Annotated in this window: 18 protein-coding genes and 2 pseudogenes; 10 read left to right on the plus strand and 10 right to left on the minus strand. The window is 45.8% G+C overall.

Going from position 1 to position 22917, the window contains the following annotated elements; all coding sequences use genetic code 11:
* Positions 1 to 20: 20 nt before the first annotated feature.
* The 7 genes from KHO06_RS17945 (at position 21) to KHO06_RS17975 (ending at position 5578) form a co-directional block, all read left to right on the plus strand.
* Entirely contained in the window at positions 21 to 341 is a 321-nt protein-coding gene (locus tag KHO06_RS17945; RefSeq protein WP_005432620.1) for a hypothetical protein, read from the plus strand.
* A complete protein-coding gene (locus KHO06_RS17950) occupies positions 338 to 889 on the plus strand; it encodes a hypothetical protein (protein WP_212583047.1) in 552 nt (183 codons plus the stop codon). Before KHO06_RS17945 ends, KHO06_RS17950 begins: the two co-directional genes overlap by 4 nt.
* Positions 890 to 963: 74 nt before the next feature.
* A complete protein-coding gene (locus tag KHO06_RS17955) occupies positions 964 to 1887 on the plus strand; it encodes a zinc ABC transporter substrate-binding protein (RefSeq protein ID WP_212583048.1) in 924 nt (307 codons plus the stop codon).
* Positions 1887 to 2621, plus strand: coding sequence for a metal ABC transporter ATP-binding protein (locus KHO06_RS17960; RefSeq protein ID WP_212583049.1), 735 nt, complete (start codon positions 1887 to 1889; stop codon positions 2619 to 2621). The genes KHO06_RS17955 and KHO06_RS17960 overlap by 1 nt, the downstream gene beginning before the upstream one ends.
* Positions 2621 to 3496: a metal ABC transporter permease gene (locus tag KHO06_RS17965; RefSeq protein ID WP_005432612.1), complete on the plus strand. Its 876-nt coding sequence runs from the start codon at positions 2621 to 2623 to the stop codon at positions 3494 to 3496. The genes KHO06_RS17960 and KHO06_RS17965 overlap by 1 nt, the downstream gene beginning before the upstream one ends.
* A 14-nt stretch (positions 3497 to 3510) precedes the next feature.
* Positions 3511 to 4380 (plus strand): ABC transporter substrate-binding protein, encoded by an 870-nt coding sequence (locus KHO06_RS17970; protein ID WP_212583050.1) that lies wholly within the window; start codon positions 3511 to 3513, stop codon positions 4378 to 4380.
* A 214-nt stretch (positions 4381 to 4594) separates the two neighbouring features.
* Positions 4595 to 5578, plus strand: a complete 984-nt coding sequence (locus KHO06_RS17975) for a porin (RefSeq protein WP_038890588.1) — start codon at positions 4595 to 4597, stop codon at positions 5576 to 5578.
* A gap of 179 nt (positions 5579 to 5757) precedes the next feature.
* Here the strand turns inward: KHO06_RS17975 and KHO06_RS17980 are convergent.
* From KHO06_RS17980 to speA, 4 genes and pseudogenes are all read right to left on the minus strand, one after another.
* A pseudogene (locus tag KHO06_RS17980) lies at positions 5758 to 7849 on the minus strand (S9 family peptidase).
* 352 nt (positions 7850 to 8201) lie between these two features.
* Entirely contained in the window at positions 8202 to 9407 is a 1206-nt protein-coding gene (gene emrD / locus KHO06_RS17985) for a multidrug efflux MFS transporter EmrD (RefSeq protein WP_212583051.1), read from the minus strand.
* Positions 9408 to 9669: 262 nt separating this feature from the next.
* On the minus strand, positions 9670 to 10590 hold the full coding sequence (speB, locus tag KHO06_RS17990) for an agmatinase (RefSeq protein WP_038890591.1): 921 nt from the start codon (positions 10588 to 10590) through the stop codon (positions 9670 to 9672).
* Between the two features lies 1 nt (position 10591).
* Positions 10592 to 12501: pseudogene (gene speA, locus KHO06_RS17995) on the minus strand (arginine decarboxylase).
* Between the two features lie 336 nt (positions 12502 to 12837).
* Here speA and KHO06_RS18000 point away from each other — a divergent pair.
* Complete coding sequence (locus tag KHO06_RS18000; RefSeq protein ID WP_212583398.1) at positions 12838 to 13587, plus strand: MBL fold metallo-hydrolase; 750 nt, start codon at positions 12838 to 12840, stop codon at positions 13585 to 13587.
* 59 nt (positions 13588 to 13646) lie between these two features.
* On the opposite strand, the gene KHO06_RS18005 is transcribed toward KHO06_RS18000, so the two are convergent.
* The 4 genes from KHO06_RS18005 to KHO06_RS18020 form a co-directional block, all read right to left on the minus strand.
* On the minus strand, positions 13647 to 14075 hold the full coding sequence (locus KHO06_RS18005) for a RimK/LysX family protein (RefSeq protein ID WP_005432588.1): 429 nt from the start codon (positions 14073 to 14075) through the stop codon (positions 13647 to 13649).
* Between the two features lie 63 nt (positions 14076 to 14138).
* Positions 14139 to 15044 carry a 30S ribosomal protein S6--L-glutamate ligase gene (gene rimK / locus KHO06_RS18010; RefSeq protein WP_038890593.1) on the minus strand — a complete coding sequence of 302 codons (906 nt, stop codon included), beginning with the start codon at positions 15042 to 15044 and terminating at the stop codon, positions 14139 to 14141.
* A 376-nt stretch (positions 15045 to 15420) separates the two neighbouring features.
* Positions 15421 to 16323: a LysR family transcriptional regulator gene (locus KHO06_RS18015; RefSeq protein ID WP_212583052.1), complete on the minus strand. Its 903-nt coding sequence runs from the start codon at positions 16321 to 16323 to the stop codon at positions 15421 to 15423.
* 500 nt (positions 16324 to 16823) lie between these two features.
* Positions 16824 to 17069 carry a hypothetical protein gene (locus tag KHO06_RS18020; protein WP_212583053.1) on the minus strand — a complete coding sequence of 82 codons (246 nt, stop codon included), beginning with the start codon at positions 17067 to 17069 and terminating at the stop codon, positions 16824 to 16826.
* A gap of 167 nt (positions 17070 to 17236) precedes the next feature.
* On the opposite strand from KHO06_RS18020, the gene KHO06_RS18025 reads away from it, so the two are divergent.
* On the plus strand, positions 17237 to 18103 hold the full coding sequence (locus KHO06_RS18025; RefSeq protein ID WP_212583054.1) for an AraC family transcriptional regulator: 867 nt from the start codon (positions 17237 to 17239) through the stop codon (positions 18101 to 18103).
* A 706-nt stretch (positions 18104 to 18809) separates the two neighbouring features.
* On the opposite strand, the gene KHO06_RS18030 is transcribed toward KHO06_RS18025, so the two are convergent.
* A complete protein-coding gene (locus KHO06_RS18030) occupies positions 18810 to 19148 on the minus strand; it encodes a YggL family protein (RefSeq protein WP_005432583.1) in 339 nt (112 codons plus the stop codon).
* Between the two features lie 219 nt (positions 19149 to 19367).
* Between KHO06_RS18030 and KHO06_RS18035 the strand changes: the two genes are divergently transcribed.
* Positions 19368 to 21404, plus strand: coding sequence for a PhoX family phosphatase (locus tag KHO06_RS18035; protein ID WP_212583055.1), 2037 nt, complete (start codon positions 19368 to 19370; stop codon positions 21402 to 21404).
* Positions 21405 to 21491: 87 nt separating this feature from the next.
* On the opposite strand, the gene ascB is transcribed toward KHO06_RS18035, so the two are convergent.
* Complete coding sequence (ascB, locus tag KHO06_RS18040) at positions 21492 to 22883, minus strand: 6-phospho-beta-glucosidase (protein WP_212583056.1); 1392 nt, start codon at positions 22881 to 22883, stop codon at positions 21492 to 21494.
* Positions 22884 to 22917: the final 34 nt, after the last annotated feature.

Consider the following 22917-nt stretch of genomic DNA (forward strand, 5'->3'; position numbering starts at 1 on the left):
TGAGCCATTTTGGATACACCATGAAAAACCTTTCAATTCTTAAAGTCTCAGCTATTTTTGCTGGTTTTATTTCCTTTCAAGCAGCGGCGCATTTTCCATTGATGAGTTGCCATCTAGAGCAAGAAAAAGTGATCTGCGAAGCGGGCTACTCTGATGGTTCAACTGCAGTAGATTACGATGTTGAGATGTACGATTACGATGACAACTTGATTGCCAAAGTAACCACAGACAAGCGTTCGATTGCTGAATTTACTCATCCTCAAACGGACTTCTACCTTGTCTTCGATGCTGGTCACGAAAACCCAGTAGAAGTGGATGTGGTTGAGTTAAAAGAGAAATGATTACGCAGAAAGTTCGCCCAGATAATGGCAGCCGTGAAGGCAAATGGGTTGCTCTGAGCATTGCTGGCATTCTCGCTATATCAACGCTTTTGCTGCCTTATCATCAAACCGAATCAGAGCACACTGAAGCACTCGCACATCAAGTATTGATTACCGATCTTGAACAAGAAGAACTTGCCATGATTGCTGAGCTCAAACTTGCTCATGAGGAAATCCGTGATCTTCATATTGATGAAGGTCAATGGCCAGAAATCAGTGAGCTGGAAGAGTTTTGGGTTGCTCCATTTGTTAAAGACCAAAGCTGGCAGCGTAAAGGCTCTCATCATTGGCAAAAGCTGGATACGGGTCTTTACATTGGTGTGAGACAAGGCGAGAAGGGCTCGGCTTCGATGCTGCTAGACAGTCGTCATGAGCAAGCCGATATTTGGCTCTCTACATCAGCGTCAGCGGAACAGTTGAGTCACCTTATCCAGCAAGAGGAGCGAAAGCAAAATGGCTGGCACCAGGTTGTCTTAATGCCTTCATCCACTGCTACGCATGCCCACTAAGTCGTTATGATCCATCAATATTGCGATCAACAAGTCATCACGTTCAATAAGTAACCATCAATATGATAACAACTATGAAGAAACGCGCCTTCTTACGTCGAATTCTAACGGCATGTACTTTACTGGCCGTATCCACTTCAACCTTCGCAGATAAGCTGAACATAGGCATTACCTTGCAGCCTTACTACAGCTATGTCAAAGCGGTGGTCGGAGATAAAGCGGAGATCATTCCTTTGGTCGATGCGGGCTTTAATCCTCATAACTACTTGCCGCAACCAAATGATCTTAAGCGTTTGAACCAAATGGATGTGATTGTCGTGAATGGGATTGGCCATGACGATTTTGCACTAAAAGTGATCCAAGCGGCTCAACGTGATGACCTAGTGGTGATAGAAGCAAACAAAGAAGTACCGCTGTTACCAGCAATGGGGCAATCAGTCGGCAAAGGTGCGGTGAATCCACATACGTTTGTTGGCCTATCGACTACGATTCAAAAGGTTTACACCATTGCGAGTGAACTGAGTAAACTTGACCCAGAAAATGCCGCTTTTTACCGTAAAAATGCGCGAAAGTACGCAAAAGCGTTTCGCCTTCTAAAGCGTGATGCCATGTTGTCACTTGGTCAGTTAGATACGGCAGGCATGAAAGTTGCGACCACGCACAATGCTTACGGTTATATCTTGCAAGAGTTTGGTGTCGATGTTGCAGCGGTGATTGAACCAGCACACGGTGTTGAGCCAAGTGCTAGCCAACTTCAAGAAACCATCGAGAAGATTCGTCAATCCGGTATTGACGTGCTGTTTTACGAACTCAATATGCCTAACCGCTTTGTCGATACGATTGAAGAAGCGACAGGTGTACAGCTTTACCGTTTTTCTCATATGACCCATGGCGAGTACGAAGCCAATAAGGTTGAAGTTGAAATGCGTGAAAACGTCGCGACGCTTATTGAAGCGATGAAGTTCGTCGCAAGCAAACACGCGCAGGAGAAAGCGTGATGCCAGGCCCTTCTATTTCTCTTAACGGGGTAAGCCTGAAATATGGTGACAACCTCATTCTGCAAGGTATTCAAACCCAGTTCGAGGCGGGACAATGCCACGTCATTATGGGGCCTAACGGTGGTGGTAAGACGTCCCTGTTGCGTTCAGTGTTGGGCCTAACGCCTTTTACGGGTGATATCTCGGTTCATTGGCCAGATCCAAAGCTGACGCAACAAGCAGGACAAATTGGTTATGTACCTCAAAAGGCCATGTTTGAAGCCAGTCTGCCACTGACAGTCATGGACTTTGTATTGCTGAATCAAACACGCGTTCCGCTGTTTTGGCGACGTAAGTCTAAGCAAACTCAACAAGCACTGGCTCAGTTAGAGCGAGTGGGGATGGCAGCGCGCAGTGACCGTCGCATGGGACAACTATCAGGTGGTGAACAACAGCGGGTATTGTTTGCTCAAGCTTTGCTGGACGACCCAAGTTTACTTGTCCTAGATGAGCCAACAACAGGCATGGATGAGCAAGGGGTTCGTTACCTAGAGGGTTTGATTCATGAAGTGGTCGCAGAAGGGAAAACAGTTCTCGCTGTACATCATGATGTAACGGCTGTGCGTCGTTTGGATGCCCAAGTCCATGTTGTGAATCGTCAGATAGTCGCGTCAGGGCATCACTCCGAAGTGTTAAGTCCAGAGCGAATTGAGTCTCTGTTTAAGCACTACACCGCGAAAGTGGAGGCTGCGTAATGGATTGGTTAAGAGAACTGGCTCTGCATGGCGTTGAAGCGGGTTGGTTAAGCGACAGTTTTGCTTATGCGTTTATGGTTAACGCGATTGTCGCTGCGTTAATTCTGGGGCCTTTGTTGGGCGGTTTGGGCACGTTGGTGATTGCTAAGCGTTTGGCGTTCTTTTCTGAAGCCGTCGGTCACGCAGCTCTGACTGGTATTGCGATTGGTGTCCTGCTGGGCGAGCCACCAGAAAATCCATTTATTGGACTGTTTAGTTTCTGCATGATCTTCGCTTTATTGCTGCATTTCGTGCGAAATCGAACCAATGTTCCATACGATACACTCGTTGGTGTATTCCTTGCGCTGGCTTTGGCAGTTGGTGCTGCCTTGCTGATGTATGTGGCACGAAAAATCAACATCCACATGTTAGAGAACGTTCTGTTTGGCTCGATCCTGACGGTGACAGATAGAGATATTACGATTTTGGCGGTGAGTTGCTTGATCATTTTATTACTGCTGATCCCGACATTTAACCGCATTTTGTTGACTTGCATCAGCCCAGATATTGCTCGTGTGCGAGGCTTTAATACCAGCTTCTACGACTACCTGTTCGTTATGATGATCACGCTTGTCACCATTGCGGCAGTGAAGATCATTGGTGCCGTGTTAGTGGGCGCGCTGCTACTTATCCCAGGGGCTACAGCACGTCTACTCACTAAGCGAATGGGTAGCTTTGTGTTGCTCTCATCCTTACTCGCAACCATCGCATGCTTGGTGGGGACGGTTTTACCGATGGAGTTGGAACTTCCGGTGCCATCTGGTGCTTCGATCATTATCGTTTCTGCCATTTTCTTCTTAACCGCAACGATGTACCGCATCGTACGTAAAGCTTAGTCAGGTATCTAAATATGAACACGAAAAAGCTAATCATCGGGTTGGGCTTAATAGCAACGAGCGCATATACGCCACTTACTGTTGCTAAAGACATTCTCACCAGTACTCCTGTCACTTACATGCTGTCACAGCAGTTGATGCAAGGCACAGGGATTGAAACCAGTTACTTACCACCTAAGCGATATGGCATTGAGCGTTTAGTTAACTGGTTTGGGAGCAAGGGTCAGCAACAAGTGATTAAAGCGGGTCAGGATGCAACGGTGGCGATCACGTTGGGTGCTATTTGGCATCAAGATCCTACCTTTGTTTACGCTCGTCAGGGTAACGTACGTTTGATTGAAATTGATGCTTCCCAGGCTATTTCGCCAAGGGCACAAGGGGTTGCGGCGTTGAAACTAGAAAATGGTGAAACGTCTAAATTTGCGTGGATGAACCCGACGAACTTGATTCGGATGGCTGCCATCGTTGGTGAGGATCTGAAAAAAGTGTATCCTCAGTATCAGACTCAGATAGAGAAGAACCAACAAGCTCTAATGCTAGATGTGCGTGAACTGATCAATCAGCAGCAAGGCGTTATTTTCGAAAAAGAGATCGATTCGGTGGTATTGTTGGGTGAATCGTTAGAAGATTTCGCATCAGGTAATCAGTTGTTTGTTGTTGACCGCCAATTTAAACCTGAATTGGAATGGTCCGAAGCAGAGAAACTATCTTTAAAAGCTCAATTTGAGGAAGATGAAACTCTGTGGCTGCTCACTAATAAACGTCCGTCAAAAACGTTAATTTCATTGGTTTCACAGGATCGCATACTGCAAATTGATGTTATTGACCGATGGGGCAATAAAGGTATCAAAACTGAGAAGCCACTCGCACGCTGGCAGTTGTAACACGAAAAACACCACGAAATTTATGAAGGGAACTGAAAAGTCCCTTTTTTTATGGGAGCTAGATCAAAAAATAATCACAAATACCACCTGTTGCATAAGAAAGTATTTGTTTCATTTATATTTCATTACTACCTTGTTACCTGTTCGTTGCGATTGATTTGTTTTATTTTGCTGTCGGGGCGAACCAATACAAACAACTATATGGATGTTAACAATGAAAATGAAAACTCTAGCCGTTGCAGTGGCGGCACTAGCATGTGGTTCTCAAGCTTTCGCAGCAGAAGTTTACAACAGCGATGGCACATCTCTTTCTATCGGCGGCCACGTTTCTGTGGGCGTTGGTGAGTACTTTGAAGAAGACGTTAAGGTTCATCAGGTGTCTCCACGTATCAACGTTGGTGGTAAGCACGACCTTGGTAATGGTGTAACTGTTGACGCTAAAGGCGAATGGTCTCTGAACTACCTTAATGGTGGTGACAACTCTTTCTCTACTCGTCTAGGTTACATCGGTGCTACTCATGATCAATACGGCCGTTTAGTTGTCGGTACGCAATGGTCTCCTTACTACGACGTAGCGGGTGTCGCAGATTTACCAATCGCGTTTGCCAACGACTTCTTATACGCTCCAGGTTACTACGAGCTAGGCTCTTCTCGTGCTGAGAAAATGGTAAGCTACCGCAAAGGTTTTGAGTTTGGTGAAGGTTTTGGCCTAAACCTTGGTTTAGGTTGGCAGGGTCAGAATGGTGACTTTGATGATCGTGGTCAAATCGCGCTAAGTACAGAGCTTGCTGGTTTCGGTCTAGGCTACGTATACAGTGGTGGTGATGTTAAGTTTGGCACTAAGTCAGAGTCAGCAACTTCTCACGTATTTTCTGCTAACTACGGTAAATATGGTTCAGGCCTATACGCGGCTCTAGTATACGGTATGAACGACTACTTCTACCTTGGTCTAGAAGAAACGACTCAGCTTGAAGGTCTATTAGCTTACGGTGTTAACGACTGGACATTCAGTGTTAACTACGAAGGTGTAGAAAACGATAAAGACAGCAAAACAATCACTAGCGAAACGGCTCTACAAGCTGAGTACGCTGTGACTCCATCTTTCTACACGTTTGCTGCTTACCAGTTTGACCTAGGTAACGACTACAACAAAGAAGAAAACGACTACTGGACTCTAGGTGCTCGTTACTACTTCTAATAAATAGGACAGTTTCTACTGCCTAAACACATTTATTGTGTTAACGCCTACTCGCGGTGAGTAGGCGTTTTTCTTTCTATTGAGTTAATCCGAGTCATATAGCAAAGTATCCAGATTGAAAAATGCCCGCATGAAAGCGGGCATTGTTTTCGTGACTTATGATAGGTAGCGCATCAAGCTTATTTCGTTTCCAACAGATCGAGGAAGAAAGCGTACTCAAGCGCGTCTTCTTTCAATCGTTTGAATCGACCAGAAGCACCGCCGTGGCCTGCTTCCATATCGGTTTTGAACAACAAGACGTTATCGTCTGTCTTCATTTCACGAAGTTTGGCTACCCACTTCATTGGCTCAAAGTACTGAACCTGTGAATCGTGCAAACCCGTTGTCACTAACATGTTCGGGTAGTTTTGAGCTTTCACATTATCGTACGGTGAGTAGCTCAGCATGTAGTCGTAGTAGGTTTTGTCATTTGGGTTACCCCATTCATCGTACTCGTTGGTGGTAAGAGGAATCGACTCATCCAGCATGGTCGTCACGACGTCAACAAACGGAACGTGCGCACCAATACCACGATAAAGCTCTGGTGCTTGGTTGATGATTGCACCCATTAGCAGGCCACCCGCGGAGCCTCCAACAGCAAAGACTTTATCTTTGGCCCCGTAGCCTTCTTCGACAAGTCCTTTGGTTACATCGATAAAATCATTGAAGGTGTTTTGTTTAGTCAGCTTTTTGCCATCTTCATACCAAGGGCGTCCAAGCATTTCTGAGCCGCGAATGTGAGCGATAGCGTACACGAATCCGCGGTCAAGTAAGCTGAGGCGGGTTGAACGGAACGTTGGTTCAATTGTTGATCCGTAAGAGCCGTAGCCGTACTGGTAGATTGGATTGGTCCCGTCTTTCTTAAACAGGTCCTTGCGATAAACCAATGATACTGGCACTTGCTTTCCATCACGAGCGGTTACCATGATGCGCTCTGATTGATAGTTATCCGCATCGAAATCGCCTAGCACCGGTGTTTGCTTCATTATTTCAGATTCACCCGTATTCAGGTCGAAATCATAGTAAGTACCAGGTGTGGTTAGGCTGCTGTAGTAGATACGAACTTTAGAATTATCGAGTTCATAGTTGCCTGTTAGATAAGCAGCAAACGCGGTGTCATTAAATTCAAGTGGGAACTCTTTGCCCGTCGATAGTTGGCGAACCTTGACGGTGGATAAGCCGTTTGTGCGTTGCTCGTAAACAATGTGGTCGTCGAACAAGTCGAAATCGACCAGCTGAGTGTTATCGTCGGCAGGAATGACATCAACCCATTTAGAGCGGTCATGCATCTCTTCTGCTTTCACTTTCATCAAACGGAAGTTTACAGCTTGGTAGTTAGTGTAGACGTAGTACCAATCCCCCAGTTTGGCGATACTGTACTCAATGCCAGTTTCTCGAGGGTAGAAAGCTTCGGCTTTAGCGTTCGGGTTGTTAGCATCAATCACAGATACGCCGCTTGTCTCTGTGCTTGAGTGCCAAATGTAAACTTGCTCACCGTCTTTACTCTTACTCAAGAAGGTGTAGTAAGCGCTATCGGTTTCTTCGTAGATTAGCTCATCGCTTGTTTGAGGTGTGCCCAAGACATGGCGGTAAACTTGATAACCCAACAGTGTTTGCGGGTCTTTCTTGATGTAGTAGAAGGCTTGGTTATCGTTTTGCCACGCGATTGCGCTTGAGGCGCCTTCAATTTCATCTTTTAGATATTCGCCCGTCGTGAGGTCTTTGATCTTGATGGTGTAAATACGGCGGCTCAGCGTATCTTCACCGTAAGCCAGCATGTTTTCATTTGGGCTCACGTATAGGCCGCCAATGCTAAAGAACTCATGCTCTTTTGCCAGCTCGTTAACATCTAGAATGACTTGCTTGTCTGTACCGGCAAAGTCTTTGGCACGCAGGTGTACTTCGTATTCGTTATCGCCCGTCACTTCATTTGAGTAGTAGTAACTGCCTTTACGAACTGGAACCGAATTGTCATCTTTCGCAATACGACCTTTGATCTCTTCAAAAAGCTGATCTTGCAGTGCTTCGGTGTGTTTTAAAACGGTTTCTGCGTACTGATTCTCTTGCTCAAGGTGCTGCAAGATTTCTGGGTCTTGGCGCTCATCATCACGCATCCAGTAGTAATTATCGACTCGTGTATCACCATGAATATTCATTGCATGAGGGACTTTTTTTAGCAACGGGTGCTTGGGTTTGTCGAGCAACGAGTTGCGATTGGGAGTAATGGTTCATGGTTGGTAATCCTTGATTGCTGCATCCGGCGACTAGCGCGACCGATACGGCCAACGTGGTTAAAGTGAAACGCATCTGTGTATCCTTATTGTGTACTCTTCTCGTGTTGCTTCGCCATTCATTTATAGTGTGAGTAAAAGTACGTTTGTGTTCTTCCAGTGAATGTATTTATATCAAATGGCAAACGAATAACTTCTGTATAAGCAACTGTTCTTTTTAGCAAAGATTGGATGGGATGTTAAATGCAATTGCTGGTGGATGAGAGCTAAAGGGTAAGATGCGTGCAACAAAAAAGGGACACACTTTGCAGCATGTCCCTTTTCTTTATGTTGGTGGGGATGAGAATCAAATTTTAGATCGCCAGTGGCATTTCGTTTGAATGGTCGTGCTTGCGATTAACCCAACGTAGACCAAGCATGGCGATGATCGACATTGCCATCATCAAACAACCAAGTGGCATTTGATCTTGTGCTGGGAAGAACGAAGCCAATAACGTCGCGATACCCGCACCTAGGTTCTGCATGCCACCTAAAATCGCACCGCCAGTACCTGCATGGTATGGAAATGGTGAAAGTGCACCGGTTGTTGCCGCTGGGAACAAAATGCCAGCGCCCAAGAAGTAAATGGTTGCACCGCCAATCAGAGTCAACGCCGTTGTGAGACCAAACAGACCAGGAATTAACACGACAGCAGAGCCAACTAAGATCGCCACTAGACCAACGTTCAGAGCACGGCGTTCAGAGCGACGTTGTGCAATGTAACTTGATAAACCTGCACCGACCAAGTAACCCGGAATCGGTAAGACAAACAATAAGCTTACGGTGGTTGCTGGTAAACCAAGTACGCCACCTAGTAGTACACCGGCTGCTGCTTCAAATACTGCCACGCCTGCGAACGTTGCCACCAACACCAGTAAGAAGCCTTGGAAGCGTTTGTCTGACAGCACGAACTTGTAGCTCTTCGCCACAGATTCATGTTTGCGACGCTCTTTCGGCAAAGTTTCCATCATGCTTGTCATCATGGTGATCACTACTGCGATACCAAACAGAGCAAGGAATAAGTAGCTAGAGCGCCAACCGAAAGCTTCAGTTAGGTAACCGCCCAGTACAGGGGCCATCAATGGCGAGAAAATTACACACATGCTGATCAAGCTGTTTGCACGGTGCAATTCTGCGCCTTCAAAACAGTCACGAGTCAGTGTGCGAGACATTGCACCGCCACAACCGATACCCAAACCTTGGATAAAGCTACCGACTAGGAACCATTCGTACTCATGAGCAAATAGCGCCACCAAAGTACCAAGAATATAAATGATCAAACCCGCAACGATGATTGGTTTGCGACCAAGGCGGTCAGACAGTGTGCCGTACACAAACTGCGACAGACCGTAAGGGATCAGGTAACAGGCCATCACAGCTTGAAGTGACGACGCTGATACCAAGAACTCACCCGCCATATGACCAATAGAAGGCACGTACATCGTTTGAGTCATTTGACCTACGGCAGTCAGAATTGCGATTAAAAAGGTAAGTTTCGCTAATGGAAACGAGGCGGACATTTGCGTATCTCTCCAGAAATTTAAGACGTAAAAAGCCTTAGCGCTCCATATAGGAGAGCCAAATAAACAAAGTGATTAGGGAATCTAGGCGCGAGATATTAGAGCTTGAGTGCTGACTTAGCAATCAAAAAGTGTGAAGTTGAGCAAGATAAAAATCTATGATTTGGATTAGAAAATCTAATCTATTTTTGTTGGGGGTTGAAAACGAAAAAGGGAGCCGAAGCTCCCTTTGAAATCTTGCGTTTGTTTAGAACAACTTTCGTTATTCGCGACCTGAAGCGTAGGCGTAAAGCAACTCAAGTGCGATAGTCGCGCCAGCCAAGGCCGTTACATCGCTGTGGTCGTAAGGAGGAGAGACTTCCACTACGTCCATACCTACGATGTTCATGCCAGCGAAACCACGAATGATCTTCAGAATTTTATCTGAGTTCAGACCACCACAAACTGGCGTACCTGTACCTGGAGCAAACGCAGGATCCAGACAGTCGATGTCAAAAGTGACATACACAGGCTTATCCGCAACCGTGCGACGAATCTCTGCCAGGATCTCTTCTACCGACATGTCGTTCGCTTGCATCGCGTTGATCACATTGAAGCCGTGATCTTGTTGGTCATATTCAGTACGAATACCAATCTGAACTGAGTTCTTCGCAGAAATCAGACCTTCTTTTGGTGCATGGTAGAACATAGTACCGTGGTCGTAAGAACTGCCGTTTGCGTATGTGTCAGTATGCGCATCAAAGTGAATCAGTGCCATTTGACCATGGTGTTTTGCGTAAGCGCGTAGGATTGGTAGCGTGATGAAGTGATCACCACCTAAGCCTAGCATTGTCTTACCGCTCTTTAGTATCTCACTTGTTGCCGCTTCTAGGCGGTAAGTGAAATCTTCAGCATCACCACAATCGAACACAAGGTCACCTGCGTCGATCACTTTCAATTTATCAAATACGTTGAAGTCCCAAGGGAACTTCTTGCCTTCCCAAGCAAGGTTTACTGACGCACGACGGATCGCATCTGGACCCATACGTGCACCAGGACGACCAGAAGTCGCCATGTCCAGAGGAACCCCGAGCACCACAACGTCTGCGTCTACCGATACTGGGTTTTTGACGTACGGTCGACGTAGAAACGACATAGAGTTGGAGTAAAGCGAATAATCGGTTTTAGTAAACAAATCATTCATATCAGAAGTCCTCTAAATAGGTGTAGCCTGCCAAACCTTGTTCTAGTTCAGCTAGGATTTGTTCTTGTTCACTGGCTTCAACACGTGCTGAAACCAATTGTTTGTAATTATCACGAATCGCATCTACGTCGATATGAACGTAGCGCATCATGTCTTCTACGCTATCACCTTCGTTGATGTAGCTGATCTCAAACTGACCTTCTTCATCAACATTGACTACTGCACTGTGGGTATCACCAAATAGGTTGTGCATGTCACCAAGGATCTCTTGGTATGCGCCTACTAGGAAGAAGCCCATTAGGTACGGTTTGTCTTTGCTCCATGCTGGTACTGGTAGTGTGCTCTCGATACCTTGGCCATCAACGTAATGGTCAATCACACCATCGGAGTCACAAGTGATGTCCAACATCACCGCACGACGCTCTTCCACATCACCAAGACCAGAAAGAGGCAGAACAGGGAATACCTGATCAATACCCCATGCATCTGGCAGGGATTGGAAAAGAGAGAAGTTCACGAAGAACTTGTCCGCAAGACGTTCGCTCAACTCATCCAAAATAGGACGGTGGAAACGGTTCTTGGTACTCATTTGACGACTTAGCTCGAAGTAAATGCGCAGCGACAGTTGTTCTGCCCACGCACGTTGTTCAAGGTTCAGTACGCCAGTAGCGAATTGTGAGTGAACCTCAGCCAAATCGCTTTGGGTATCGTTGTAAATTTCAATTAATGCACGCGCATCCGTACCATCTTGCAGGTTCTCCCAGTTTCGCCACATGTTTTGTAGCAAGAACGGAGCATCTACCGCTGGCTCGAATACTTCTTCTGGTTGGTACGTTTCTGTGCCAATAACGTTAGAAATCAACACCGCGTGGTGTGCCGTTAGAGAACGACCCGATTCAGAGATGATCACTGGCATCGGTTGTTCGTACTGCTGACACACATCACCTACCGTATTCACGATGTTGCGTGCGTATTCTGCAAGGCCGTAGTTCATCGAGTTCGAAGATTGGCTACGTGTGCCGTCGTAGTCTACTGCTAAACCGCCGCCAACATCGAAGTAATCAATGTTTGCACCCATGGCACGTAATTCACAGTAGAAACGTGCCGATTCGTTTACACCATTACGCACGTCACGGATGTTTGCCATCTGTGAGCCAAGGTGGAAGTGAACCAATTGCATGGTGTCCAGTTTGTCTTCGCGTTTTAGACGCTCAATCACGCTCAATACTTGAGACGCAGATAGGCCGAACTTCGATTTTTCACCGCCGCTTGCTTGCCATTTACCCGCACCTTGAGATGCAAGGCGGATACGTAAGCCAAGACGTGGTGTTACGCCCAAGCTTTTTGCTTCTTCAAGTACTAGATCAAGCTCAGATAGCTTCTCTAGTACGATAAATACTTTGTGACCTAGCTTTTCACCGATCAGTGCTAGACGCACGTATTCACGGTCTTTGTAGCCATTACACACGATCACGGAGCTGCCTTGTTGAGCCAGTGCAAGTACTGCCAATAGCTCTGGCTTACTACCTGCTTCAAGACCAGCTGTTTATTTTCTAGCTGTGCTTGGCTTGCTAAGATCTCATCAACCACTTCACGCTGTTGGTTTACTTTAATTGGGTACACCAGCAGGTATTTGTTTGGATATTGGTATTCTTCAATTGCTTGGTTGAAAGCTTGGCAAATGCCATGCACGCGTTGGTGCACGATTTGCGGGAAGCGCACTAATACAGGCAGGTTCAGCTGCTTAGCTTCTAGCTCATTAACAATCGCACTGAAAGGGATTTGGTGTGCACGGTCACTACGAGGAGATACGTATACCTCGCCTTGGTCATCAATTCCGTAGAAGCCTTGGCTCCAGTAGTGAACGTTGTAGTCCGCGCGGATGCGGTCTAATTTAGTTGCTTTTTCCAACTCGATTCTCACAAAAATGTATTTAAGCCCTCATAGGAAGTAGAGGAGAAAATACAAAAAAGCAAATCATGAGGCGCTAACCTCATACCCTGACACGAACTCCGTGTGCGCGCATTAACGGATAAAACTCAACCAGAGTCTAATGATTAAAATTTATGCTTTCGATTAATAACTATTGTCGAGCTGCGGTGTAAACATTTATTTAACAGAGTGTCCACTCTACTGTTATAGTTGGTCTGACCAGTAAGGGTTTGGTCGATAAGAAATAAGAACAAAGACTCAACAAAACAAGGACATGTTTTGCAGCTGCACAGAATTCAGGGATACATCCAAACCATGTATCTTGCCGAGTATCCAGACAAATTAATGCTGCTTGATGGCGCCAGTCGAGCGGATATCCCTCATCTTAATGATTTTATCGAGCACCAACTCAATCGCCCGTTTGCAGACCTAAAACTGGTCGTCGTTACCCACATGCACCCAGACCACGCTGGTGCAGCGCACAAGTTACGAGATCTCACTGGTTGTCAGCTTCTGGCAGCAAAGCGAGAAACGCACTGGTATGGTGGTTTTGATGGTTGGTTGATGCATCTTACGGATTTGATTTTGGCGCGTTGGATGGCGAACCGAATGCGCAAACCTAAGTGTAACCTTTGGTATTCGCGAAAACTAAGACCGGATATCGAGCTGGTGGATGGAGAAGTGATTCCCGGTTTTACTGATTGGCAGATATTGGAAACACCGGGGCATACTGATAGAGATTTATCGGTTTATCATGCTGAGCAAGATGTGCTTTATGTCGCGGATTTGATGGTGCAGGTAAAAAGCCATTTGATTGCGCCGTTTCCTATCTTTCACCCCAACCAATATCGCCGTTCGTTAAAGCGCGTTTTTGAGATGAATCCGAGTTGTTTATTGGCGGCACATGGGGGAGAGGTTGAGTTTGATGAAGACGCGTATCAACACATCATCAATACTGCACCAGTTAGACCAATTACCCACTGGCGAGTAACGAAGATAAAACTGAAAGGATTAATGCGATCTGTACTGAGAAGAAAGAACGATAAACAGGAGAAGGGCAGTTAGAATAGTATTTAAGAGCCAGATGAGCGACCACGGAGTTCGCTCATCTGAAGCTACGGGGATTATGGAGCCAATAAGTGAGATTGGCTCGGGTCTACCAGAACTTTGTCTGCCATACCCTGACGACCTAGCAACATCATGTAGGTCATCTTTTCACGGTTAGTCAGCGTGATGTCGATAGGCCACTCTTGGTCGCCCATGCGTAGCATCGTCGTGATCACGCAGCGGTGTTCGAACGTTCCGTTTGATGATTTCACTTTGCGGTTCGCCTTCAGTGGAGCTTTACAGCGAACCACTTGTTCTAAGTGGTAAACATCTGGGTGTAGATCGAATTCTACGTATGACTGACCGTCTTGCTCTGTGCACTCTAGGTTATCTACGTGCAGAGAAGAAGTCTGTGCGCCTGTATCAATACGCGCTTCAAGATGAGTAATCCCTAACTCAGGTAAGCAAATTGCTTCGGCGTTCCCAATGATCATTTTCTGATTCATAGTGTCATCCTAGCGATGAGTGATAAAGAGAGCCCAGTTTATAGGCTCTCACTCAAACAATTATCAGCCTTTACCGCGTGTACGGTTAGCGTTTGGTTTTGCGTTCTTCTCGATGAAGTCGAAGATCATGCCTGCAACGTCTTTTTCTGTTGCGTTTTCGATGCCTTCAAGACCTGGAGAAGAGTTCACTTCCATCACTACAGGGCCGTTTTTCGATTGAAGAATATCAACACCACATAGGTTTAGACCCATGACTTTTGCTGCGTTGATCGCAGTTGCGCGCTCTTCTTTGGTTAGTTTTACTAGCTCAGCAGAACCACCACGGTGAAGATTAGAACGGAACTCACCTTCTTTAGCTTGACGCTTCATTGCTGCGATAACTTTGTTACCTACAACGAAGCAGCGGATATCAGCACCATTTGCTTCTTCAATGAACTCTTGCACCATGATGTTCGCTTTTAGACCCATGAATGCTTCTATTACGCTTTCTGCCGCTTTTGTTGTTTCAGCAAGTACAACGCCGATACCTTGAGTACCTTCAAGTAGCTTGATAACTAATGGTGCACCGCCAACGTTTTTGATCACGTCCTGAATGTTGTCAGGATGGTGAGCAAAACCTGTGCGAGGTAGACCAATGCCTTTGCGCGATAGCAGCTGCATAGAGCGTAGCTTGTCACGAGAGCGGCTGATTGCTACTGACTCGTTCACACAGAATGTGCCCATCATTTCAAATTGACGTACAACCGCTGTACCGTAGAAAGTGATAGATGCACCGATGCGTGGAATAACCGCGTCATACTTTGGCAATTCTTCACCCTTGTAACGAATCTTAGGGTTGTTACTCGTAATATCCATATAACAGTGCAGAGTATCGATAACATCAACTTGATGTCCGCGCTCTTCACCCGCCTGCTTTAGGCGCATGGTTGAATATAGATTCTCATTACGAGAAAGAATAGCAATACGCATGGCAATTCCTTAGTAAGTCAGTACCAAATTAAAAATATAAACATAGAGTATAGTGAGTGGGTTTAATTGATGTGACAGAATCCACTCGCTTCAACGATTTAGAATTGTGGTTGGACAACCACGTCGTCAGAGGTGCGCACCTTAGGGCGTTTTCTCACTATATGAAAACGAAAAAATATCGTCGACACGACAAAAATAATTTATTGAACTCTCACGCCTTACTGCGTGCGACTGTCAAGGGTGAGAAAAAGAAAATTGAGCCAAAAATTCATCACTTTTCGAAGTAGGAAAACTGAAAAAAGCGGCCATTTGACCGCTTACTTCTCTTGGCATTGAGAGTGATTTGGAAAGAGTTCAGCCGTTTAGGTGGCTATTTTTATTGATTTGCAACGCTACTCATTACATTCAGTAAGACCTGTTTGATGGTTTGGTAGCGGAGTGGCAATGTGCGGCTGCGTTTTCTCACCAAAAATAAATCTTCATACACCGGTTGTTTTAACTCAGCGACATACAACTCTTCTCTTAACGAAAAGCTCTCCACCGCACTGCGCGGTAAAACGGTAAAGCCGAGTCCTTTGCTCACTGGCAATAAGATCTGGCTTAACTGGTTCACATATCCAGAGAGTGGCATGTCACTGACTTTGATCTCTTTTAATGAGGGTTCTGCGCATTGATCGAAAAAGAGCGTCATGTAATGTTCGGCGTCTGGGTGTCCAATCACACCACAGTTTTTTAGTAGCTCTGGTGTGAGCGTTTTTCCTTGGTAGGATTTTGGCAAGATCAAACATAATGTCTCTCGCCCAATTTGCTCGCTTTGGAACACGCTTTTATTCGGTGAGTAAGTCACGATGCCCAAATCAATTCGCCCTTCTGCAACCCCATAAAGAATAGATTGGTTAGGCGCTGCTTCTAGGTGAATCGATAAGCCTTTATGTCGTTTTTGCTTTTCAAGTAGCGGATCAAACAGCATCAAAGCAAGTGCGCCAGAACAGGCGAGTTTGCAGTATCCTGCGTGTGGGTCATCAAAGCTTAAGTCTTCTAGTAGGCTTTTCTCTTTTTCTTCTAGTTCTAGCGCGTAGGTATACACCATGCGGCCTTGCTCAGTGAGCTCGAAGCTTTTGTTCTCGCGTTTAATCAATGGGTGCTGACAAGCTTGCTCAAGCTTTTTTATGTGCTGACTGACACCGGGCTGGGTCATGTAGAGCTTTTCTGCCGTCTGAGTAAAGTGACCGACTTCGACAAGAGTTTTGAATGTATGTAACCAAACAGGATTCAGCATAGGACGTCGTTTGCTAGAGAAATTGCTGAAATAATAGCATGATGCATAGCAGAACGCAGAATGGCAGATAAATGACAGGCAAAATAAAACCCCGCCTGGTTTCCCAGACGGGGCTTATTCTTTTTCGCAGCAATCCGGCTACTAATAGGTGCTCCCTGCATCTATCCTTGATTGTGGCTAAATCCTTTAACCGAGTTCCTTGTTCATCGCCTTCCTAGCGGTGTCCATTCTTGCCTATCATCCTGACGGGCGAACTCTGTCCTAGAGTTTAACTACGTCCTTGCTGATAACTCATCCTAAGCTACCAAATCTTCATCCTGAAGATACCCAATCCTTTAGGCTTTTTTCCTGTTCCCGCCAACATCCTGTCGACACATTTAGTATTGTTGTTTTGCTGATTACTCTCAATCAGCTAGATAAAAAAACTTTGGCAGCGAATATTGCTTAAAAAAGGATAGTTATTAATTTTCAGATGGTTAGGTTGATTGTTCGATTTATTCTTAGTCAAAAATGGTCGTTTTACTTACATCGCTTGTAAGAGATCTCGCACAAGGTTCCGAGTCAATGTACGAAGTGGCGTCTTTTTCGCCTTGTTTAAGAGTTTGCTCAAGATCACAGCTCGAACGGTAGCCATAAGATTTAGCGACAGTTTCAGATGATATCCCCATCTCTTTTACTGCAAATATGGCCCATTCATCGCGAGTTTTTTGAATGATTTGTCGTAGTTTGGTTTTTAAGTTACTCATAGCCGCTCCTTAATTAGCTTGTCTTTACGAGGCAAGAATAAGGATCGAAGTGAGGCCAAGTTGATAGTATGCCGCTCAATATCAATACTATTGAGGCGTAATGAAGAATCGACCTGTATTACTGATACTATTTACGCGTAGAGCAATATTATCTAGCAGGGTGATGAATGGCGTACATTGAAAAAATACCTCAGAGACCAGGCTTTTCTTGGCGTTATCGTCGAATTGATGAGTCAACAAAGCAGTCTGATTTACACTTTCATGATGATGTGTATGAGTTGGTTATTCATCGTTATTTTGATGGAGTGTTAAATGTCGGCCATTGCGAGATGGATATCGAACATAATCAGATGTTGTTGATTGCCCCTGGCGTTTCGCATTCTTTTTGCTCTACGTCTTCGAAAGACAATTGTGAGACACACGTGGTTTGGTTTAAGCGTGAGTGGATTTCCAATCTCATGTTTTATTGCACGGAGCTACGTAAACTGGACCCGTTATTAAAAGCGGCCAATAAAGGTGTGGTCTTTTCTAAGGGAACGGCCCAACAAGTGGTGGACTTGATGCATGAGCTGATGAAAGTCCCTGCAATGGAACAGCTTGCCCGTTTTATTCACGCTCTTTCTTTGCTTGCCCATGATGAAGCCGCAAAAACACTGATGACGCATTCTTACCTCTCGCTGAGTGAACATGAGCAACAAGAAAGAGAGCGGGTTGCTAAGGTCAATGCGTATCTTGAGCAGCACTTTGCTCGTAAAATAACCCTTGCCGACTTAGCGAACGATTTATCGCTCAGTGAAAGTGCCGTGACTCGATTATTTCAAAAGCACTTTAAAGAACCTTTTAGCCAGCGCTTGATGAAGCTGCGTATTAATCACGCTGCGGAATTGCTGCAATCGACTGAGTTACCGATCGGGATTGTGTTTGAGCGAGTAGGGTATCGGAATCAAGCTTTATTTAATCGCCATTTCAAAACTTACAAAGGGCTTACCCCGCGAGATTACCGACAACATTACCAGCAACGCATTCAGCCCTAGCCTCTTGCTTAGTTTTGGTAGGTGTGCCCTCTTTTTGATGTCGAGTGAGAATTCATGTGCAACTGGTATATTATTTGCTAGGTTGTTGAAGAATCATTATTAAGATTCAATGACAGATGAAATAGGGAACTTGATTGCCATTAATCTGTCATATTCAGTGGATAGGTTAACCCTTGCCATACGATAAAACACAGTCGAACTGTTCAAAAATTGACTGCAACGCGTCGTGTTTTGTCATTATGTTGTGAAATCAATCACGGTTAATTTATTCGTTCCCCGATAGATTGAAGGGGAAACAACCTTAGACAATAAGCTCATGATGAGCGCTACCTATATAGATGAGGGAGATTGCTATGAAAAAGATGAGAAGAGCACAGTTGCATCGTGTACGTATTCAATACTGGAAAGACACAAAAACTGACGCTACCAAAAAAGCATAGTTAACCACACTCGTGACACTGAGCTGGCAATGGACGAATTACCTTCCATAACATGCCAGCTCTAAAATTATCTAGCACATCCATACTTTCCAAGACTCTAAGCTTCCTGCTTTCCTAAACAAAGCTTCCAAAACAACCAAACGTTCCACTCTTTCTAGATTCAACATTTCAGCACAAAACCATAGCCTTAAATGCAAAAAAGCCAGTCCGAAGACCAGCTTTCTCATTACTTGTTCAACTCTGCTTATTACAGAGTGATTCCGTAATTACAGGTAGTTTGCGTCAACCAAGTCGCCAGCTTTTGCGCTGCTTACTTCTGGGCGAGCTTGTAGCCAAGCTAGAACCTGTGCTTTTTGTTCTTCAGTTGCGCTTTCGTAACGCTCTGTTGAGCATAGGAAGCCTTCAAACAGCTCTAGACCGCCGCCGCCAAAGCATAGGTTTAGACCATCAATGTAGTCGATAAACTCATCAACGAATGCATCGTAACGGTCGAAGTCGTTGATGTCTGTTTCACAGCTGATTTCAAAACCTAGGATTGCGAATTCACCTAGGAATAGCTTTTTGCGTAGACGACGATTTTTGTTATCGATTTTATCTAGTTTCATGATTATCTCTCGTGGATGATTTGAGTACACCTTATACCCCCAAAACAGGCTTTGCCCAAGCAAAATCGGGAGTACATAGAATAGATGGGTGCTTTATAACATTTTCTAAACACAAAGTTCATAAAGATGGACTACTTCTGTCACTTTTCTCTTCCAAACTTCCTCTCGCTTGATAATTAACAAACTTATAATTCAACCTAACACTGGGAAAGCAACACCATGAGTAAGGAAACCTTCGACGCGACGCGTTACAACCAGAGTAATAACAAGCCTTTTGAAGAAGTACTGGAAGCGAGCCTATCTCGACGCAGTATCCTAAAAGGTGGCCTAGGTATCAGTGCGATGACCGCTTTTGGTGCGTTTGGCTTATCTGGGTGCAACGATTCTAGCTCTGGCACTTCAGCTGGCAATGGGTCTAACGTGTCTAGCGCAGTATTGAATTTTGATTCTATTCCGGGCTCTCTGACGGATGCAGTTTCGATTCCGCAAGGTTATGTCGCACAAGTTTTGGTACCTTGGGGCACACCTCTAAATGCACAAGGTAATGCTTGGAAAGACGATGGCAGCAATACGAGTGCTGATCAGCTCAATGCGCTTGGTATGCATCATGACGGCATGCATTTCTTCTCACTAAATGACAGTGATACTGATGGCTTGTTGTGTATTAACCACGAGTACATTGATACTTCAGCATTGCATCCTAGCGGTCCAACCGTTGTGGGCGGCGTGCGTACTATTGTCGACGAAGTTCGTAAAGAAATTAACGCGCACGGTGTATCCGTGGTTCGCGTTCAACTTGAAGACAACATGTGGAAGCTGGTGGATACCGACCCACTAAACCGCCGTTACACTGGCGCGACAGTTATGGACTTATCTGGTCCTGTGGCAAATACAGAATTGGCCGTGACTCGCTTCTCTCAAGATGGCAGCCAAGCACGTGGCACACTAAACAACTGTGGTAATGGTTTCTCGCCTTGGGGCACGTACCTAACGTGTGAAGAGAACTGGCCGGGTTACTTTGTCAACGCAGGTGTTCGCACTGAAGAGCAAGATCGTATTGGTGTAGATGACGAACGCACTCGCTACTTATGGGAAACGTTGGCGGGCAACGCTGAAGAACGCTTGGACGAGTTTACGCGCTTCAATGTTGAGCCTACGGGCGCAAGTGCATTGGATGATTACCGTAATGAAGCGAACGGCCATGGTTACATCGTTGAGATCGACCCTTACACGCAAAACTCACGTGCTAAGAAGCGTACTGCACTAGGTCGCTTTCGTCACGAGGGCTGTACTTTCGGCAAGCTTGAAGAAGGCAAACCTGTGGTCTTTTACTCAGGCCACGACTCTCGCTTTGAGTACCTATACAAATTTGAATCTGCAGCAGCGTGGGACCCAGCAGATGCTAATCCAGCAAACCGTTTGGCGACGGGCGATAAGTATATGGATGAAGGCACACTGTATGTGGCGCGCTTCAACGAAGACAGCTCTGGTACTTGGTTGCCACTGACACTAGATAGCACGACATTTTCTGGTGGCACTTTGGCAGATAGCTTCAATTCGTTGGCAGAAATCATCCTGAATACGGCGGGCGCAGCCGACCTCGTTGGTGCGACGCCAATGGATCGCCCAGAGTGGTGTACCGTGGATCCATTCACAGGCTCGGTTTACCTGACGCTAACGAACAACACCAAGCGCACAGAGGAAACTAACCCTGCAAACCCACGTTTGAACAACAAGTTTGGTCACGTAATCCGTTGGGATGAAGGCGAAGCATCAACAGACTTCACGTGGGATATCTTCGTGTTTGGTTCTCCAGCAAATGGCGATGCGGACACTAACCGTTCGAGTTTGACCGAGCTAAACCAATTTGCGAGCCCAGACGGCTTAGCGTTTGACCCTCGTGGCATCCTTTGGATTCAGACGGATAACGGTGCAGATGAAGTGACGTCTTACACCAATGACCAAATGCTTGCGGTTGTACCTTCAAAGCTGACAGATGAAAACGGCACACAAGAAGTGATCGGCGCAGAAAACCAAGCTGAGCTGAAGCGTTTCTTTGTTGGTCCTAATGGCTGCGAAGTAACAGGCTTTACCATCAGCCCAGATTACAAGTCTTTGTTCGTGAACATTCAGCACCCAGGTAACTGGCCTTATAGCGACAATGCTGCGGAAGAGACACCAGCAGGGATGACACTGCGCCCACGTGCCGCAACGGTGGTTATTCGTCGTGAAGACGGTGGTGAAATTGGTGTGTAGCCACTAGGTTGTACGACTGAATATCGGGAATAAGAAAAGCCCTGCGTTTGCAGGGCTTTGTTGTTTCTGATGAGTTGCTTACTAAAACTAGCTTTTGAGAGAACCGCCTGCAGTGCGAATGACATCTTGATACCAGAAGAAGCTCTTCTTACGTTTACGTTCTAACGTACCTTGGCCATCGTTGTGGCGATCAACGTAGATGTAACCGTAACGCTTGCTCATTTCAGCAGTTGAGTTCGCGACTAAATCGATTGGTCCCCAGCTAGTGAAGCCCATCAACTCAACACCATCAAGAATCGCTTCGTGTGCTTGCACAAGGTGATCGTTCAAGTAAGCGATGCGGTAATCATCTTGAATCTCACCGTTTTCATCGATTTCATCACGTGCACCTAAGCCGTTTTCTACGACGAATAGTGGCTTTTGGTAGCGATCGTGAAGGAAATTAAGCAGAACGCGTAGACCTTTTGGATCGATCAACCAGCCCCATTGGCTCTTCTCAAGATATGGGTTTGGCACGCTATCGACGATGTTACCTACTTCTTTCTGTTTTGGGTCTGCACTCGCACAGCCACTTGCGTAGTAGCTGAATGAGATGAAATCGACACTTGCTGATGCGATCTCTTCTAGGTCACCGGCTTCCATCTGAATTTCAATGCTATTTTCGCGGAAGTAACGCTTTATGTAGCCAGGGTACTGACCACGAGTTTGTACATCACCGAAGAACAACCATTTGTTGTTTTCGTGCATTGCTGCCAGCACGTCATCAGGGTTACAGGTATATGGGTAGTTGATCGCGCCAAGCAGCATGTTACCAATCTTGCCGTTTGGTACGATTTGCTGACACAGTTTTACCGCTTTCGCATTTGCCACTAGCTGGTGGTGAATCGCTTGGTAAATCTCTTGTTCGCTAGCGTCTTCTTGTAAACCAACACCGGTAAATGGCGCATGCAGAGACATATTGATTTCGTTGAACGTTAACCACAGCTTCACTTTATCTTTGTAGCGTTCAAGCACGGTGCGTGCATAACGCTCGAAGAATTCGATCACGCGACGATCGCCCCAACCACCGTAGTTCTCGACCAGTGCGTAAGGCATTTCGTAGTGAGATAAGGTCACGAAAGGTTGGATATCGTGCTTCGCCAGTTCATCAAAAATTTTATCGTAGAACGCTAAACCTTCTTCGTTAGGTTCAAGTTCGTCGCCGTTCGGGAAGATGCGGCTCCATGCCAAAGACAGACGCAGGCAGTTAAAGCCCATCTCTTTGAATAGCGCAATGTCTTCTGGATAGCGATTGTAGAAGTCGATCGCCACGTCTTTGATGCCCGGCGTACGTTCTTCACGGGTTTGATGCGGACTCAAAATACCGTTTGGCAGCATGTCTGACGTCGATAACCCTTTACCCCCAAGGTTGTACGACCCCTCTACTTGGTTTGCAGCAATAGCACCGCCCCAAAGAAAATGTTCAGGAAACGTAATCATGTTTCTCACTCTTTATTGTTTTGCAGTATGTGTT

It is taken from the genome of Vibrio sp. B1FIG11, assembly GCF_905175335.1.
In the GTDB taxonomy this organism is placed as follows: domain Bacteria; phylum Pseudomonadota; class Gammaproteobacteria; order Enterobacterales; family Vibrionaceae; genus Vibrio; species Vibrio campbellii.

Coding starts and splice junctions, on each gene's coding strand:
- KHO06_RS17970 (WP_212583050.1), top strand. CDS start 3,511: ATGAACACGAAAAAGCTAATCATCGGGTTGGGCTTAATAGCAACGAGC.
- KHO06_RS17945 (WP_005432620.1), top strand. CDS start 21: ATGAAAAACCTTTCAATTCTTAAAGTCTCAGCTATTTTTGCTGGTTTT.
- emrD (WP_212583051.1), bottom strand. CDS start 9,407: ATGTCCGCCTCGTTTCCATTAGCGAAACTTACCTTTTTAATCGCAATT.
- rimK (WP_038890593.1), bottom strand. CDS start 15,044: ATGCGTATTGCTATTCTTTCTCGTAATGAGAATCTATATTCAACCATG.
- ascB (WP_212583056.1), bottom strand. CDS start 22,883: ATGATTACGTTTCCTGAACATTTTCTTTGGGGCGGTGCTATTGCTGCA.
- KHO06_RS17975 (WP_038890588.1), top strand. CDS start 4,595: ATGAAAATGAAAACTCTAGCCGTTGCAGTGGCGGCACTAGCATGTGGT.
- KHO06_RS17950 (WP_212583047.1), top strand. CDS start 338: ATGATTACGCAGAAAGTTCGCCCAGATAATGGCAGCCGTGAAGGCAAA.
- KHO06_RS18030 (WP_005432583.1), bottom strand. CDS start 19,148: ATGAAACTAGATAAAATCGATAACAAAAATCGTCGTCTACGCAAAAAG.
- KHO06_RS17965 (WP_005432612.1), top strand. CDS start 2,621: ATGGATTGGTTAAGAGAACTGGCTCTGCATGGCGTTGAAGCGGGTTGG.
- speB (WP_038890591.1), bottom strand. CDS start 10,590: ATGAATGATTTGTTTACTAAAACCGATTATTCGCTTTACTCCAACTCT.
- KHO06_RS18015 (WP_212583052.1), bottom strand. CDS start 16,323: ATGCTGAATCCTGTTTGGTTACATACATTCAAAACTCTTGTCGAAGTC.
- KHO06_RS18020 (WP_212583053.1), bottom strand. CDS start 17,069: ATGAGTAACTTAAAAACCAAACTACGACAAATCATTCAAAAAACTCGC.
- KHO06_RS18025 (WP_212583054.1), top strand. CDS start 17,237: ATGGCGTACATTGAAAAAATACCTCAGAGACCAGGCTTTTCTTGGCGT.
- KHO06_RS18005 (WP_005432588.1), bottom strand. CDS start 14,075: ATGAATCAGAAAATGATCATTGGGAACGCCGAAGCAATTTGCTTACCT.
- KHO06_RS17960 (WP_212583049.1), top strand. CDS start 1,887: ATGCCAGGCCCTTCTATTTCTCTTAACGGGGTAAGCCTGAAATATGGT.
- KHO06_RS18000 (WP_212583398.1), top strand. CDS start 12,838: ATGTATCTTGCCGAGTATCCAGACAAATTAATGCTGCTTGATGGCGCC.
- KHO06_RS18035 (WP_212583055.1), top strand. CDS start 19,368: ATGAGTAAGGAAACCTTCGACGCGACGCGTTACAACCAGAGTAATAAC.
- KHO06_RS17955 (WP_212583048.1), top strand. CDS start 964: ATGAAGAAACGCGCCTTCTTACGTCGAATTCTAACGGCATGTACTTTA.